The sequence below is a fragment of the Paenibacillus sp. P32E genome (assembly GCF_001909085.1).
Classification (GTDB): Bacteria; Bacillota; Bacilli; order Paenibacillales; family Paenibacillaceae; genus Paenibacillus_AQ; species Paenibacillus_AQ helianthi.
Genome location: NZ_LVYY01000003.1, coordinates 215,669 through 231,206 on the forward strand (window position 1 = coordinate 215,669; position 15,538 = coordinate 231,206).

The 15,538-nt window shown below is 47.3% G+C and carries 20 protein-coding genes; 14 read left to right on the top strand and 6 right to left on the bottom strand.

All coding sequences use genetic code 11. The annotated features are described in order from the left end of the window. Positions 1-35: 35 nt before the first annotated feature. A complete protein-coding gene (gene mqnE, locus A3848_RS04935; protein ID WP_074083838.1) occupies positions 36-1,142 on the bottom strand; it encodes an aminofutalosine synthase MqnE in 1,107 nt (368 codons plus the stop codon). Between the two features lie 339 nt (positions 1,143-1,481). On the opposite strand from mqnE, the gene A3848_RS04945 reads away from it, so the two are divergent. The 4 genes from A3848_RS04945 to A3848_RS04960 all read left to right on the top strand — a co-directional run bounded on the left by A3848_RS04945 (position 1,482) and on the right by A3848_RS04960 (position 3,869). Beyond that, on the top strand, positions 1,482-1,841 hold the full coding sequence (locus A3848_RS04945) for a HesB/IscA family protein (protein ID WP_074083840.1): 360 nt from the start codon (positions 1,482-1,484) through the stop codon (positions 1,839-1,841). Positions 1,842-2,409: 568 nt separating this feature from the next. After that, positions 2,410-2,838, top strand: coding sequence for a GNAT family N-acetyltransferase (locus A3848_RS04950; protein WP_074083841.1), 429 nt, complete (start codon positions 2,410-2,412; stop codon positions 2,836-2,838). Positions 2,839-2,883: 45 nt separating this feature from the next. Then, on the top strand, positions 2,884-3,381 hold the full coding sequence (locus A3848_RS04955; protein ID WP_074083842.1) for a DUF6933 domain-containing protein: 498 nt from the start codon (positions 2,884-2,886) through the stop codon (positions 3,379-3,381). A gap of 221 nt (positions 3,382-3,602) precedes the next feature. After that, a complete protein-coding gene (locus A3848_RS04960) occupies positions 3,603-3,869 on the top strand; it encodes a hypothetical protein (protein ID WP_074083843.1) in 267 nt (88 codons plus the stop codon). 348 nt (positions 3,870-4,217) lie between these two features. On the opposite strand, the gene A3848_RS04965 is transcribed toward A3848_RS04960, so the two are convergent. Then, entirely contained in the window at positions 4,218-5,081 is an 864-nt protein-coding gene (locus A3848_RS04965; protein WP_074083844.1) for a helix-turn-helix transcriptional regulator, read from the bottom strand. A 163-nt stretch (positions 5,082-5,244) separates the two neighbouring features. Between A3848_RS04965 and A3848_RS04970 the strand changes: the two genes are divergently transcribed. The 6 genes from A3848_RS04970 to A3848_RS04995 all read left to right on the top strand — a co-directional run bounded on the left by A3848_RS04970 (position 5,245) and on the right by A3848_RS04995 (position 9,881). Beyond that, a complete protein-coding gene (locus A3848_RS04970; protein ID WP_074083845.1) occupies positions 5,245-6,531 on the top strand; it encodes a Gfo/Idh/MocA family oxidoreductase in 1,287 nt (428 codons plus the stop codon). Between the two features lie 243 nt (positions 6,532-6,774). Continuing rightward, positions 6,775-7,413, top strand: coding sequence for a hypothetical protein (locus A3848_RS32130; RefSeq protein ID WP_074083846.1), 639 nt, complete (start codon positions 6,775-6,777; stop codon positions 7,411-7,413). Between the two features lie 16 nt (positions 7,414-7,429). Next, on the top strand, positions 7,430-7,864 hold the full coding sequence (locus tag A3848_RS04980; protein ID WP_074083847.1) for a DUF7674 family protein: 435 nt from the start codon (positions 7,430-7,432) through the stop codon (positions 7,862-7,864). A gap of 14 nt (positions 7,865-7,878) precedes the next feature. Then, on the top strand, positions 7,879-8,421 hold the full coding sequence (locus A3848_RS04985; protein WP_083611920.1) for a DMP19 family protein: 543 nt from the start codon (positions 7,879-7,881) through the stop codon (positions 8,419-8,421). Positions 8,422-8,462: 41 nt separating this feature from the next. Continuing rightward, the gene (locus tag A3848_RS04990; RefSeq protein ID WP_074083849.1) at positions 8,463-9,191 is read left to right on the top strand and encodes a class I SAM-dependent methyltransferase; all 729 of its coding nucleotides are present in this window, start codon (positions 8,463-8,465) and stop codon (positions 9,189-9,191) included. A gap of 150 nt (positions 9,192-9,341) precedes the next feature. Continuing rightward, the gene (locus A3848_RS04995; protein ID WP_074083850.1) at positions 9,342-9,881 is read left to right on the top strand and encodes a GNAT family N-acetyltransferase; all 540 of its coding nucleotides are present in this window, start codon (positions 9,342-9,344) and stop codon (positions 9,879-9,881) included. 155 nt (positions 9,882-10,036) lie between these two features. Here the strand turns inward: A3848_RS04995 and A3848_RS05000 are convergent, their stop codons facing one another. Both A3848_RS05000 and A3848_RS05005 read right to left on the bottom strand, forming a co-directional pair. Continuing rightward, on the bottom strand, positions 10,037-10,246 hold the full coding sequence (locus A3848_RS05000; RefSeq protein WP_074083851.1) for a hypothetical protein: 210 nt from the start codon (positions 10,244-10,246) through the stop codon (positions 10,037-10,039). Positions 10,247-10,320: 74 nt separating this feature from the next. Further along, a complete protein-coding gene (locus A3848_RS05005; protein WP_074083852.1) occupies positions 10,321-10,662 on the bottom strand; it encodes a DUF805 domain-containing protein in 342 nt (113 codons plus the stop codon). 336 nt (positions 10,663-10,998) lie between these two features. Between A3848_RS05005 and A3848_RS05010 the strand changes: the two genes are divergently transcribed. After that, positions 10,999-11,661, top strand: coding sequence for a YheC/YheD family protein (locus A3848_RS05010; protein ID WP_074083853.1), 663 nt, complete (start codon positions 10,999-11,001; stop codon positions 11,659-11,661). 326 nt (positions 11,662-11,987) lie between these two features. Next, on the top strand, positions 11,988-12,131 hold the full coding sequence (gene sda, locus A3848_RS05015) for a sporulation histidine kinase inhibitor Sda (protein ID WP_042217282.1): 144 nt from the start codon (positions 11,988-11,990) through the stop codon (positions 12,129-12,131). Between the two features lie 135 nt (positions 12,132-12,266). Here sda and A3848_RS05020 read toward each other — a convergent pair whose 3' ends face one another. Then, positions 12,267-13,241 (bottom strand): NAD(P)/FAD-dependent oxidoreductase, encoded by a 975-nt coding sequence (locus A3848_RS05020; protein WP_074083873.1) that lies wholly within the window; start codon positions 13,239-13,241, stop codon positions 12,267-12,269. Between the two features lie 322 nt (positions 13,242-13,563). On the opposite strand from A3848_RS05020, the gene A3848_RS05025 reads away from it, so the two are divergent. Next, positions 13,564-14,757 carry an NAD(P)/FAD-dependent oxidoreductase gene (locus A3848_RS05025; protein ID WP_074083854.1) on the top strand — a complete coding sequence of 398 codons (1,194 nt, stop codon included), beginning with the start codon at positions 13,564-13,566 and terminating at the stop codon, positions 14,755-14,757. A gap of 1 nt (position 14,758) precedes the next feature. Then, on the top strand, positions 14,759-15,040 hold the full coding sequence (locus tag A3848_RS05030; protein WP_074083855.1) for a hypothetical protein: 282 nt from the start codon (positions 14,759-14,761) through the stop codon (positions 15,038-15,040). 127 nt (positions 15,041-15,167) lie between these two features. Here the strand turns inward: A3848_RS05030 and A3848_RS05035 are convergent. Next, on the bottom strand, positions 15,168-15,538 hold a 371-nt coding region (locus A3848_RS05035), incomplete at its 5' end, for a transposase (RefSeq protein ID WP_178381908.1).

Sequence of the window (15,538 nt, forward strand, 5' to 3'; positions counted from 1 at the left end):
ATTGCAGCTGTTATCGGATGAATTCCGGCTTGCAGTTATTCGTATACCTTAATCTCGTTGTAGAAGGTATCCCGTTCTACCGGAATCTTACCGGCGCCCTTCACCAGCCAGATCAGCTCTTCGCGGGTCAGTCCCTCTGGAGTTAAGGCCCCAGCCGCGTGGCTAATCCGTTCCTTCAGAATCGTGCCGTGCACGTCAGATGCGCCGAAGCTCAGGGCAACCTGGGTTAGCTGTGCCCCGATATTGATGAAATAAGCCTTAATATGGTCGAAATTGTCCAGCATTAGACGGCTGATCGCAATCGTTTTGAGGTCCTCGTAGGCCGAGTTACGGCGCATGATTCCGGCGTTCTTATTCTTGGGCTGCATCGACAGGGGAATGAATACCATGAAGCCGTTCGTTTCATCCTGAAGATCCCGGATTTGCAGCATATGCCGCACGCGGTCCTCATGAGACTCGATCGATCCGTACAGCATCGTGGTATGGGTCTTCATGCCGAGCTGGTGTGCCGTCCGGTGAACCTCCAGGTATTCCTCTACATTGGCTTTGTTGACCCGCATTTTTTTGCGGTATTGGTCAGAGAGAATTTCTGCTCCACCGCCTGTAAGCGACTGAAGTCCGGCTGCACGCAGCTCCTCCAGCACCTCACGGATACTGAGTCCGCTGATTCGGGTGAAGAAATCGATCTCCGCCGCTGTGTAGGCCTTCAGAGTCACCTGCGGGAACGCTTCATTCAAGGCCTTAAGCGAATCCACATAATATTGAAAAGGTACCTTATCATTATGGCCGCCGACAATATGGAACTCACGCACCCCAGGGTGGATGTGCTGTTCGACATATTGCACCATTTCCTGACCGGAAAGGGTATAAGCGCCTTCTTCACCGTCATCCTTGCGGAAATTGCAGAATGCGCAGTGTGCTTCGCAGACATTGGTGAAATATAGGCTCATGTTTTCGATAAAATATACCTTGTTGCCGTTCTTGCGCTGATTGACCTCATTTGCCAACTGGCCGATGGTGAGTAAATCATTGCTTTCATATAAATAAACGCCATCTTCCAAATTTAATCGTTCTCCGCCGCGAACCTTCTCGATGATGTTCGCCATTTTGGCGTCTGTGTGGGGTGTTATAAGAGTAGACATATGATTCCTCCTGAAGGTTATGGCGAGGCAAATGCATCGCAGAATAATTCCCAAAACAAACTTAGGGAGTGGCCGTCCATTACAAATAGCTGCGATGTCAGCTGCCTGCGTGACAATTTTCCGAATTTTACGCATACCGCTTTACCTATTATAAACCTCTCACAGGGGAGCGGGCAACCGCTGAGAAGAGATGGGATAGGAGGGTGCAGATATAAACGGCAGGTTCAGTTTGGACTTGAGGGCAGGGGGATAGTGGAGTATACTTAATTTTATATAAAAAATGACTTTTGGCTGGATCAGCCATCGAATACAGAATATTTATTCAGGAGGTTAGAGACCATGATTACAATTAGTGAATCAGCAGCAGAACAACTCAAAACTATGCTGGCTGAACAGGAAATTCCGAATATGTTCCTTCGGCTTGGTGTTACTGAAGGCGGCTGCAGCGGCTTCTCCTACGCCATGGGCTTCGACGACAACGAGAGCGATCAGGACGTATTCCTGGATGTTCAGGGCATGAAGGTTGTCGTAAGCAAAGACGATATCCGTTACCTGAATGGCCTCGAAATCGACTTCGAGGAATCCGGCATGACCGGCGGCTTCACCATTAATAACCCGAACGCCACGGCTACCTGCGGCTGCGGTTCGTCGTTCCGGACGAAGGAAGACGCGGGCAAGCCTGCGGCTGAGCCGTGCTAAACTGAGGTGGAGCAACGTTACCTGCGGCTAAGCCGTGTTGTGCTGCGGATGAACTGTGTTAGCTGAGGCTGAACTGCGCTGAACTACGACTGTCGTCCTAACTGCTATTGAGCTGGCTTCCATGCAGCATCGACTGAAGACGATGTTTGACTTTTTGATCGACACGTTCGTAAGTAATGTTTTATGCTGCGGAGTGAGGCTCCCAACATGAACGTATGGATGAAGTGGAATTACTCCCACTAATCCGAGACTTTAGGCAGCTGGATCATCATTAGGTGGAATAAGTCCATCTAAAATAGCTCAATTAGACCACATCTGCTGATTTCCTCTGAATGAAGTGGAGAAAATCCCACTAATTGCTGCTACACAACAGTTTTCGGCTAATCAAATGGAGAAATTCCACCTAAAGATTAGTGTGTTATAACATTTATGAGTTCAAATACAGTTACGAAGCCTTCAGGTGCATGTACCTGGAGGCTTTTTTGTACCGTCCACAGCAAGCCGGCGGAAGTTCCAGTATTTAGCTGTGCTTGTATACTGAGTGAAAGAGGAGCGTTCTTAAACAAGTATGAATAATTCAATCCTGGTAAGACTGGCAACCCCGGAGGATGCCGAAAGTCTGGCAAAGCTTAACTATGAGTTTAACGGAGTTCTAATGGACATACATACAATTCAGGAAACACTGGTTTCGTCAAATGAACTGGTCGCGCTGGGCGTAAGTGGAGATACACCGGTAGGTTTTGCATGCGGCCAGTATTTCAAATCCGTATGTTATCGGGAGCTTTACGGAGAAATTACTGAAATGTATGTGAGTGAGAATGCGCGAAGAAGCGGGTGCGCCACATCATTACTTTCTTTTCTGGAAGCGGAACTTCGGGCCCGCGGGGTCAAAGAAATTAAATTAATAACCGGCGCAAACAATGAGGCAGCTATCGCAACCTATACGAATAATGACTACACAAAACAAGAACATGCCGTGCTGTCCAAAACATTATGAATACATTAAACAGCTACCCATTAGGACAACGAAGGGAGAACCAACATGATCACCATAGCTTTGACGAAGAAGCTTTTTGAGCTTAGCGCTTTGGTAGAGGAACAGGACAATGAAGAAGAGGCTGAATTCTATAAGTGGCATGCTAATGTGTTCCGGATGGCTAGGAAGAATAACGTGATTTTTATGAACAATCAGACGCGGTATAACTTTATTTTATTTGGAATGAAGAAGGAACATTTTAAAAACATTAACCAGTTATTCGTCCAGTCACTGATAGAGAACTTGCGAGCCGATGAGGTCAGTGATTCGAACATTACGGAGTATGTAAGTAAAGCCGATGCAATCAAGTTCACGAAAACCTATAGTCGAAGTGTGCTGGGTTCTATGACAGACATGGTGAAGATGACAGGATTCTTAATTTCGGATTATCCTCCTCACGCAATGAATATTATAGCGCTTAATCAAAAAAACAATCGGTGTCCTTTGGTTAAACTAAGCAGCTTCCCCGAACGATTGATGAAAGAGGCATTGGGTTTGCACTAATATGAAGGAGGAGGACTCGTATGAGGCCGTTGCATCGGTCATTCTGACTCCTGTTCCCCCTTCTCGGGGTTGTAAGTCCAAACAAACTGCATAATAATTTTCCAATAAGAGGTAATGAATACTCACTGTCGAATAAGTGATAGATATACAAATGGGATCAATTTGTGTACGGAGTTTGAATGTTGTAAACGCTCACAATAGAGATGCAGGAGGCGCTGAAGATGGACGGAAGCAAGTCGTTGATCTATCAAATTCTCAAGACAATTGAAGAGGGCAAAGAACCGGTGCTGGAGAACCTGGAAGGAATAACAATAGGGGGATATCATAGCGCTCTGGAACAGATTAAGGAGAACAATCTGGCCAGCAATATCAGCTTCTCCCTTAGCGGAAAAGGTAAAAAAGCGGTCCGTGTTGCGAACACAAGCGGCTCCAAATTGACCCCTCAGGGTATCAACTATATCCATATCCAGGACAGCCGCAGCTTCTAGCGTTCCATAAGAGGAGTGTTCCTTATGGAAGATAGGCAAAAGCATACTATCCATCCACTCCGGGGGAATCCGGATACAACTGATTTCGTCTATATTGAGCTCCAGAGATATAGCGACGGGAAAGTGACCCCGAAGCATTAGTTCTTAAGGGAACTAGGTGTAGAGAAGGTATACTATAAGATTGAAACGCAGAAACCGGAATTTCGGCTTCTGCGTTTTTGCATGGGTTGAATAGGAAACTGTTTTAGAACCTTCCAGCTCCCGAAAGCTTCAGCGTGAGATTTGCTGATTGGTATACTTGGCGACAGCCGCTGCAATTCCAGCCGCTTGTCCCGGCGCAGCGCCACTCTAGCTGTTGAACAAGCGGTACTCGCGTGGGGATACTCCGCTCAGCTGCTTGAAGACTTTACCGAAATGGGAGAAGTTCCCGAAGCCGCACTGCTCGGAAACGGAGGTGACCGATAATCCGGTTTCCTTTAATAAGCGCTGTGCTTGCCTGACTCTTGTGAGATTGATGTATTCGCTGAATCCGAAGCCGGTAACTTCCTTGAACATTCGGCTAAGATGGCTTTTGCTGATGTAGAAGCGGGAAGATAAGTCGTCCAGCTCCAGAGGTTCAGCATAGCTGGCATGAATATGGCGGACTATAGCGGTGATCTTCTGCTGTACCGGTGTAGGCTCGTAGTGAACAGACGGCTCCTGTCTGAGCAATTCTCTGGCCGTGAACAGCAGCAGCTCGGTCGCCGCATGGACCGCGTGGATTTCATAGCCCGGGGGTTCTTCAGTAAGCTCCCCGAGCAGTTTCAGCAGCAGCGCCTCCAGCGGGAGGCGCTGCTGTAGCTTCAGCCTCAGTATAGGATACTCATGGGAGAATACAGACAATAGCAGTTGCTTATGTTCTGCGGAGAATCCGTCGAAGAAGGCAGGATCATAATACAGCAGCATTCTTTCGTAGCCGGGGATGCCGGCGTCGGAGGTTCTATGCACTATATCCGAGCCGATCAGCACGATATCTCCGGGCTGTACGGTGAAACTGCGGTCATGGATGAAGTAATTCCGCTCACCGGAAAAAAGATAATACAGTTCATATTCACGGTGAAAATGGGTTTCCGTCATGGTGTGAAAATCATTCCTGTCGAACTCTATCTGAAGTCCATTCCGGGAAGCTGTAAGGTCAAATCTAATTTGATCCGGCACCTGCCCAATGTCCATACCCAACTCTCCTCATATAGAAAATAACATATGCAGCTATTATAGCAAAATAAGCGGGGTATTAGATAAAAGGAGTGATAATTGCAGAGAAACCATATAAATATTGTGTTACTCTATGGCTGAAAGCCAACAAATAGGATGAACTATAGGAGGCGAAAGAGAATTGGATAAGAAACGTTATGTACAGGTAGGCATTGGGGGCAGGGCACAATTCTTCTATGAAGCCATTGCAAAGGAATACAGGGATTCCGCAGAGCTTACCGCTTTTTGCGATGTGAACCAGACGCGTATGGATTATGCCAATAAGGTTCTTTCGGGAACCTATGAATATCCGCACGTCCGCACTTACCTGACTGAACAATTTGATGAGATGGTTGAAACCGAGAAGCCGGATATCGTCATTGTTACCAGTGTGGACCGGACACATCACCGATATATTATCCGGGCGCTTGAGCTGGGCTGTGATGTCATTACGGAGAAGCCCATGACCGTCGATGTGGAGAAATGCAAAGAGATATACGATGCTGTGGAGCGAACAGGACATAAGGTGCGGGTTACCTTCAATTACCGTTATGCTCCGCATCACACGAAGGCCCGCGAGCTGATCTCCTCCGGGGTGATCGGGGATGTGCATTCGATCCATTTTGAATGGCTGTTGAATACACAGCATGGTGCGGATTATTTCCGCCGCTGGCATCGGGATAAGCGTAACAGCGGAGGCCTGCTTGTCCACAAATCGACTCATCATTTCGATCTGGTCAACTTCTGGATCGGGGCGGAGCCGGAGACGGTATTTGCCTTTGGTGATCTGAGATTCTACGGCCGGGAGAACGCCGAACGGCGCGGCGTAACTTCGTTCTACCAGCGTGGCACCGGCAATCCGGCAGCCTCGGAAGATCCTTTCGCCCTGCATCTGGATCAGAATCCCGTGCTGAAGGAGATGTATCTGGATGCGGAGGCGGATGACGGCTACCAGCGGGATCAAAGCGTATTCGGCGACGGCATCAGCATCGAGGACACCATGGGGGTAATGGTCCGGTACAGCAACAAGGCCATTCTCACCTATTCGCTGAATGCCTATATGCCTTGGGAAGGCTACCGGATCGCTTTTAACGGCTCCAAAGGAAGAATCGAAATGAGCATAGTAGAGAAATCCTATGTCAATGCCGGAGGTGACCGGTCACTGGAAGGTGCCGTGGAGGGCAAGCATATTGTGGTCCATCCCATGTTTGATGCGCCTTATGAGGTCCAAGTGGACGAAGGAGCAGGGGGTCACGGCGGGGGAGATCCGGTGCTGCTGAATGATCTGTTCGGAACCCCGGACGAGGACATCTACCACCGGGCAGCTGACCACCGGGATGGAGCCCGCTCCATCATGACCGGCATCGCTGCCAACCAAGCCATCCGCACCGGGCTTCCGGTCCGGATCAAGGATCTGATCTCAATTTAATTTAATAGAAGAAATAGACATAGTAGAGCCTTCAGGTGCGCAGATCTGGAGGCTATTTATATGTTGTACGCAATAAGTTGTCTATCCTTATATTTCTCGCTGAACGGCTACCGTCCTAAAAAGGGCGGCGAAGCCGTTTCTGCTTGTCTGGGCTCATCCGGTTTCCAGTTTTTAGCGGGACTGATATACTGAATTGTAGTGTGGATAACGTTCTGAAGGCAGGATAATAACGGAGGAGCTCATATGAAAACCTTATACCGGCCCGTCGGCCTCACGGAAATGAAGCGAATACTCGATCTGCACCTCGGCGGCTTTCCTCCCAGATTACCGGAACAACCGATTTTTTATCCTGTTCTTAATAAGCCGTATGCTGATCAAATCGCGAGAGAATGGAACACCAAGGACCTATTTTCCGGCTATGCCGGATTTGTAACTGAATTTGCCGTGGCCAGTCCTTATATCGATCAGTATGAAGAACATGTTGTAGGAGCCAGACATCATCTAGAGTTGTGGATACCTGCTGAGGAAATGGACGACTTCAATCATCAAATTGTTGGTCCAATCCGAGTGGTTGATATTTACTACGGTACCGATTATGTGGGTCTGATTCCGGGGGGATCTGTTTTTGAGAACCAAAGCGCAGCCCAGCAGTTGATTACTTGGAAAAATATTTTAGAATGCAATGCTATGGATTTTTACAGTGAGATCAGAGAGCATTGGCAGCATATTTTCACGAGTTATCCCTATTGGAGTCAGAGGGGTTTTACGGGGTACGGATTATCAGAGGCTGCCCAAAACGAAGTGCTTGGAACAATGAAAGAATATTGGAATGGGCATTTTCCGGATATGGTTTTACTTAGCCTAGGCAAGGAGGCATTATGATTCTGATGTTGCGTCTATGGTCGAAAATAAAATGGAGGGTACTATGAGCGCATGGAGAAGAAAGGCTATGGAATTGTTTTATGATGCTAGATTTCATTTTACTCAAAAAGATGACACCGTATATTCCCTGTTACTTGAGTTGCACATTAGGCTCGATGAGCTCCACAGAAATAATGATACCTTTGAGCTTACCAAAATCTATAATTACGTAGAATGGTGCTTTCATCAAGGCAACCGAAGCCATTATCTGTGCAATGCTGCGGCAGTAGGTTTCTATGAGCATTTAGTAGATGATGAAATCACGCGCAATGCCATTCCCTATTGGGTCAAACCTGATATTTTCGAAGCGGTCCAATCACTTTTTGAATGGAGGCTAGAAAATAAACTAGCTCTATATATTGAGTTGGTTATGGAATATAACAAAATCAACAATACGCAATTCATAAGTTGACTGGAGGCACGATGATGAGTAATCCGAAAACGAATATCAATACATGGTTTCCTAAAGAATCTTCAACCCTCTCAGCGGAAGAGATCGTCGATTCGGTATGCAGCAACATCTATGAGCCTGAGAATGCGGCTGCCCGGGAGGATGTGCTGAAATCACATGGATTCCTGCGGGAGATTATGCTGCTGATCGATCTGGATACAGAACTCACGATGAATGGCATCCTGGGCTTTCTGGAAAATTCATCCGGCCGGTATTTGCTGGAGACTATTCAAGCACTTCAGCATATTGGCGCAGCCGAAGATGCGGAGATTTTAGAGCAGATCTACCAGCAGCTTGAAATCACTCCGGCTCAGCGAATAAAATCTCCCGGTCTGCATGAAGTCAGCAGCTTTCAAGACCGGTACATCCTGAATGCAGAAGTGTTAGATGGAATACTCAGGCTGTCCGAAGCGTTGTATTTGAACACACCTGACCGCAATATTTTTGATAACCTGGTTGGCTATCTTTCTGCGAACAGACATCTGCTTGATGAAGAACTGAAGAAGTATAGCTGGTGATGCTGTCTAGCTGTGGCGAAGGAAATAATCTAATCTAGGAGATGCACAAAATGCCCGAAACGATCAAAACTAATGTAGATGTACTCAACATGCTGGACTCGCTAATGAGAGAGCCCGCCCCGTTTTGGAACAAATTCTATGGTGACAGAACGAAGGGGGTTCCCTTTTTTGTAGATAAGCCGGATGAAAATTTGGTCTCTTATGTAGAATCGGGGATACTGCAGGGCGGACGCATGCTGGAATTGGGGTGCGGACCTGGACGGAATGCGATTTATGCGGCGCTTCATGATTTTGATGTGGATGCAATCGATCTTTCGGAAGAAGCCATTGCCTGGGCGAAGGAACGTGCAGCTGAAAAAAATATTCAGGTGAATTTTACCTGCGGATCGGTTTTTGACCTGTCTCCCGAGTCTGAATATGATCTGGTCTATGATGCAGGCTGTCTTCATCATCTGTGGCCCCATCGGCGAATTGGATATATGGAGATGATCCATCATGCGCTGAAGGACGGGGGATATTTTGGATTAACATGTTTTGCTCCCGGGTTTACGGAAATGGGAGGAGCCATGGAATTAAGCGACTGGGATGTGTACCGGGACCGAAGCATGCATGGCGGACAAGCGTACAGCCAAGAGAAATTAAGCGAACTCTTAGGCGGATATTTTGAGCTGGTGGAGATCCGGTTGATGAAGGAATGTGCGGAGAAGGACGAAGTGTTCGGCGTTCCTTTTCTATGGACAAGCCTATGGAGAAAACACCCGAAGGGATAACTGCATAGGCCAGATTACTTACAAACTAAAAACCTATGTGAAAATGAACGTATCCTTGAGTTCATCTGTACTATCTTTCTATGCAGGTCGAATTAAACGGACAGCAAGCTGACTCCGTAAAAACTTTGAAGTATGAAGGAAGGGAACCCCATGACTCTATTGGAAACAGAACGGTTAATCATTCGTGAATTTGTCCTTGAAGATATGGAAGCGGTGCATGCCTATGCCTCAGATCCTCTGGTGGCGAAATATATGATATGGGGGCCGAACTCAGAAGAGGAAACCGGAAGCTATATTAATTTGACCATGGAAATGCAATGTCAGAGTCCGCGGCGAGACTTTGAATTTGCCGTAGTTCTCAAACAGACCCATCAGCTGATCGGTGGCTGCGGCATTCACGTAAGTGAACCGAGCCAAGGGGAAATTGGCTATTGCTTCAATCGGCTGTTTTGGAGACAGGGATATACCTCTGAGGCTGCTGATGCCGTGCTTGATTTTGGTTTTCGGGAACTCGATCTTCACCGTGTATACGCTACTTGCCGTCCGGAGAATGTGGGTTCAGCAAAAGTTATGCAGAAGCTTGGCATGGCCTATGAGGGACATTTGCGTGAACACATGTGGCATAAAGGGAAATGGCATGACTCCTATCTGTATTCGATTTTAAAACCGGAATATGATCGCCAGAGATGAAATGGTTCATACTGGAACATTAATCAGCGAATTAAGCTGTCCATCTGCACAAGCCATCCGTTCTGTTTTTCATAGAGTATAGTAAAAACCCTGTACAGAAAAATCTCTGTGACAGGGCAGTACAGGCAAGGCAATGAACGGAAAGAATCCTTCAATCATGCAGGGATAATGAATTTGAAATTAATCATAAAGACGACCAGCGCGGCGGAAGCCAGAGAAAAGGTAATACAGCCTGCACCCAGGGCGCTGCGGCGGTCTCTGATGAATTTGAAGCCCAGTGCCCCAATAAGAACCGTAGTTCCCGCCAGAACGACTGTCATACCCACCATTGCCAGCCAGTATAGCACCTCAAAAAACTCTGCCATGAAGAGTCCTCCCTTCCAGGCCATAATACAATGATTTTTAAGGATTTTCCAGCAAAATGTCAGGATATGTACAGCTAGTATTTGAAATTAGACCCGTATTTATTGTTGCCTTCGCTTGGAAGACAAGCAAAAACAGTTAAGATAACAAATCCCACCATGGGAATCAAACAGAACAGAACCCACCAGCCGCTCTTTCCGGAATCGTGTAGTCTTCGTAACAGAACAGCCAAAGCCGGCAAAAACATGGCGAGCGAATAGAGCGGTGTCAGGAGGTGAATGATTCCAAGCATCTCCTGCAGAAAAGCCAAAGTGATGAAGAAGATAATATTGAACAGAAAGAACATCCAATATTCTGTCCGGGTGGCCCTCCCTGTGAATCCTCTATAGTTTTTTAATGCTTTTATGTACCACTGCATTGACCCAACTCCCTAATCTATTATGATTATGTATTGATTTTTTATCGGCACAGCTTTAACGAAATATGATAGCAGCGCTCTCCAGACCATCTGACATTCTATGCATCCTTGCTAATTTCAGGCGATTGCTGTCGATTGCCGTAAGGCAGGCTTTGTCGGAATCTGCGGCTTGAGCGGCGCATCCCATAAATGGATATACCAGGACATAGAGCCCCGCAGCTATATGCCCTTTTTTGCCATGTCTACCTGCTTACACGGACAATCATACAGGAGGGTGGGAGCTTTTCTGAGTAAAGTATAGGGTAGGCTGGGGAATGTGAAAGGAGTGGGAGAACAATGGCGGGAAGACAACTGGCCAGCAAGTGGCTGAAAACCGAGGCGCTGCTGAGCGATCCGCGGGTTGCCGGTTACATTCCGAGAACGATGGAATATAGTGCTGCTGGGTTGTTAAGGATGCTGGGTAAATACGGTTCGGTCGTAATAAAACCTGTTGTCGGCGGTGGCGGCTACGGGGTAATCAAAGTGTTCCGTAGCAGCCGGGCATATGGATTCACACATATGCACAGTACAAGAATGTATCGGGATTTCTCATCCATGAGACGCGCGCTGGACATGTTTAAGGTCAAACGCAGATATCTAATGCAGCAGTGTATCTCACTCGCCCGGATTGATGGACGTCCTATTGATTATCGGGTCAAGGTGGTGAAGAACGGGGATCATTGGGAGTTTCGGGCTATGGTGGGAAGAGTGGCCCGGCCAGGGCTATTCGTGACGAATCTCTGTAAGGGGGGCACGATGTTAAGCTGCCGGGAGGGGTTAAGAAGATCCTTGCCCCGGGTTAGGACTTCTGCCAAAAAAGCAGAGATGCGTCGTCTGACCCTGATCTGCATAGAACTGCTGGAGCGGCATTTTCCGGGGATCGGTGAACTTGGGTTTGATTATGCTGTGGATCAACGTGGAAAAATCTGGATTCTGGAAGTAAATACCCGTCCGAAATGATTAAGCAATTTTTAAGAATTGACGATAAATATAGTAATGCGATAGAATTGCGATTAGTTGTGTGATTCACGAGGTAATATTTGATAAAAAATTCCACAGAATTATGAACAATGTAAAAATATTTCAGACCCATTTCCTGCGGATGAGACCTGTGTATAACTTTTATCCCCATAGTCCACTGTACAGTGAATGACTTTCAGGCCCTTACTAACATCTTATACACAGGATTTCCACAGTCGCTTGTGGATAGTGGGAACGCTTGTTCGAAAAATGATAGTTTGCTATGATAGATTCAGATCCAAATAAAGGAAAGGTAGGTGAACGTTATGGTTGAATTGTCGGATGAGATGCTCTTGGACTCTTACCATAGAGCAATAGAACTGCAATTAGAGCATGATTTCATCGCTCTTCTGCTCGCTGAAATTCGCAAACGGAACTTACACTCTCCAGTTCATGCGGTTCTTCACTAAGACGCAGAGACACCTTTGCAGCAGCTCCTACATTTAAACCGCAAGCATCACAAAATAGGGTATCTGTTCAGATTGAAGTGCAATCAACCTGAACAGATACCCTTTTATTTGGTTCAATAGGAAGCGGATGTTCCGTTAGAGCTTGAGATTGCTGCTGTGCCCCGGAGACAGCTTGGCTTCCGGGTCAAGGTAGACCTTGGCATTGTTCACTGCCGTAGGGGCTTCTCCAAATCCTACAGCAATCAGCTTCAGCTTGCCTGGATATGTAGTAATATCGCCGGCAGCGAAGATCCCTGGAATGCTGGTCTCCATGCGGGAGTCAACCACGATAGAGTTGCTCTCAATGTCGATGCCCCACTCGGCAATCGGTCCCAGCGAAGAGACAAAGCCGAAATTGACGATTACGCTATCTACTTCAAGTTCTTGCGTTTCTTTGGTTTTGATATGGGACAAGGTAACCTTGGTAATGAATTCTTCGCCGTGCAACTCGGTGATCTCTGAAGGCGTAATGACATTAACCTTGGATGCCATGAGGTTCTCTACACTATGCTCATGAGCGCGGAATTTATCCCGGCGGTGAATGAGGGTTACCTCTTCAGCAATGGGTTCCAGCATCAGTGCCCAATCCACCGCAGAGTCGCCGCCACCGCTGATCAGCACCTTTTTCCCCTTGAATGCATTCAAATCACTTATAAAATAATGCAGATTGGCTCTCTCAAAACGGGCGGCCTCCGGAAGTTCCAGACGGCGCGGTTCAAAGGCACCAACTCCTGCGGTAATGATCACTGCCTTACTATGATACTCTGCTTTATCGGTAGTGATAACGAAATGGCGTTCGTCCTGCTTGATAAGCGAAACGACCTTCTCCTCCAGCCGGATATCGGACTGGAACAGCTCCATTTGGCGGGAAAGGTTATCTACCAGCTCCTGACCGGTGACTTTTGGAAAGCCGGCCACGTCATAAATATATTTTTCAGGATAAAGAGCAGCAAGCTGCCCTCCCAGTTGGGGCATACTTTCAATAAGGGTTACCGATGCCTGGCGCATCCCGCCATAAAAGGCGGCAAACATCCCGGCCGGACCGCCTCCTATGATTAAAAGATCGCTCATAGGAACGGATTGCTCTTGTGTCACGAATATTACACCTCCGAGTTGATAGTTTCAAATTGCCATACTGGCTTATCTAACATTATAAACATTGTGACACCGACCTGCAAAGGCTTGATTTCGGAAGAAAAATGTGACATTTTGCTGCATGATTATATTTGATTAAAACGATACTAAGGTTTACAATGGATATGGTTATTTTAGAAATCCTTTAAGTTTAATTGGAAATTCTTCTGAATTTAAGTGTATAAATTCACAAAATAAACCGAATTTTTTTACAAAAAATAACACATAGACAGATTTACCTGTTGGAAGGAGCCGGAACATGAGCAGTATTCCCAAAATCGTTATCCTAGGCGCGGGATATGGAGGTATTTTGACCGCGCAGCGGCTGCAGAAAGCTTTGAACTATAATGAAGCAGATGTGACACTGGTGAACCGCCATGAGTATCACTATTTCACTACCCATCTACATATGCCTGCTGCAGGTACAGACAGCATCGAGCATACCCGGGTGTCGATTTCCAAATTAATTGATGAATTCAAAATTGATCTCGTTAAATCTTCCGTACAGGAAATTCGCACCCAGCAAAAAAAGGTAATTCTGGAAGACGGTACGCTGTCGTATGACTATCTCGTAATTGCCCTTGGAGGGGAACCTGAAACCTTCGGAATTCCGGGACTGGATAAATATGCGCTGACTATCCGCAGTATTAATTCCGTGCGTTTGATCCGTGAGCATATCGAATATCAATTTGCCAAATACAAGAATGAGAACAATGCACAGGAGCATATTAATTTCGTTGTGGGCGGCGCAGGTTTCAGCGGCATTGAATTTGTGGCTGAGCTGGCAGACCGCATTCCGGCGCTGTGCAAGGAATATGATGTGGATCCAAGCATGGTCAATATCTACAATGTGGAGGCTGCTCCTACGGCACTGCCGGGCTTTGCACCTGAACTGGTAGAGCATGCGATGACAGTGCTGACGAAGAAAGGTGTAACCTTCAAGATCGGTGTAGCCATCAAAGAGTGCCTGCCTGGCGGCGTTATCCTTGCCACTGGTGAAGAGATCAAAGCCTCAACTATTGTCTGGACCGGCGGCATCCGCGGCAACCGGCTGATCGAAGCAGCAGGGTTTGAAGCCATGCGCGGACGGGTTAAGGTGGACGAGTACTTGCGCGCTCCGGGACATGAAAATATCTTTATTATCGGCGATGGCTCTTTGATGATTAATCCGGAAGGACGCCCTTACCCGCCAACGGCACAGATTGCCATGCAGCAGGGTGAATGCTGCGCACATAACCTAGTGGCCGCGATTCGCAGCCAGCAGCCTAGAAAGTTTGCCTTCAGCAACAAAGGCACAGTAGCTTCTCTGGGGAAAGGTCAAGGTATTGCCGTAGTTGGCGATAAGACCTATAAGGGCTGGACAGCAGCGCAGCTGAAGAAGGTTGTGGATATGCGTTATCTGTTCATCATCGGCGGTATACCGCTAGTCCTAAAAAAAGGAAGATTCCTCTAGGATGCGCCACTGCAGCGTGCAAGTCCGCGGACTGCTGACGCGTGAGGAGCTGGACCGGTATAATGGTCTGATTGAGGTCGGATCTTATCTGGAGGACCAGAGCCGTTACGATCTCGCCTACAGTGTCCAGAAGGAAATCGACATCCTCATACTCCCGGCGATTGAGCGGCTGAAGGATAAAGGACGGGCCCGCGACCGGGCGACGGCTGAATACCTGGAGAGTCTGCGTGAAGAAGAGGAAGACTGCGAAGAGGATGACGAAACCGGTTCATCAACGGTTTAATTCAAATACTATGTATGACTTCATGAACATGACAAAGGGGGCTGTCCCATAAGTGGATTTTCTATGACTTAGACAGCTTTCTTCATTTTTAAGACCTCAAAAAGTGAGCAAAGCAGCGATTCTCCCGTTATTGGAGGATCGCTGATCTGTGTTTTTGGTCATTGGCAGCTTGCTTCAGCAGATTATGAGCAAGGGAAAACCACCCGACTTCAAGCGTCACTTTTTCCATGCCGCGAAGCAGAAACCTCCGGAAGCCCCGGTTGTTCTTCAGTTGTCCAAACACGCTTTCTGGTTCTGTCATTCGGCGGACGGCCAAGGCATAACCTTCTTCACTCCGTAGAATCTCCCGAGCCTGACTCTGGTACCGCAATCGTTCCAAACTGACGACCACTTCTCGATTTCCTTCGGCTTTCGTACATTGTTCCTTCAGTGGGCAGCCCTCGCAGCTCTGGCTACGGTAATGACGTTTTCGAATTTCATATCCACTCCCCAGCGTTT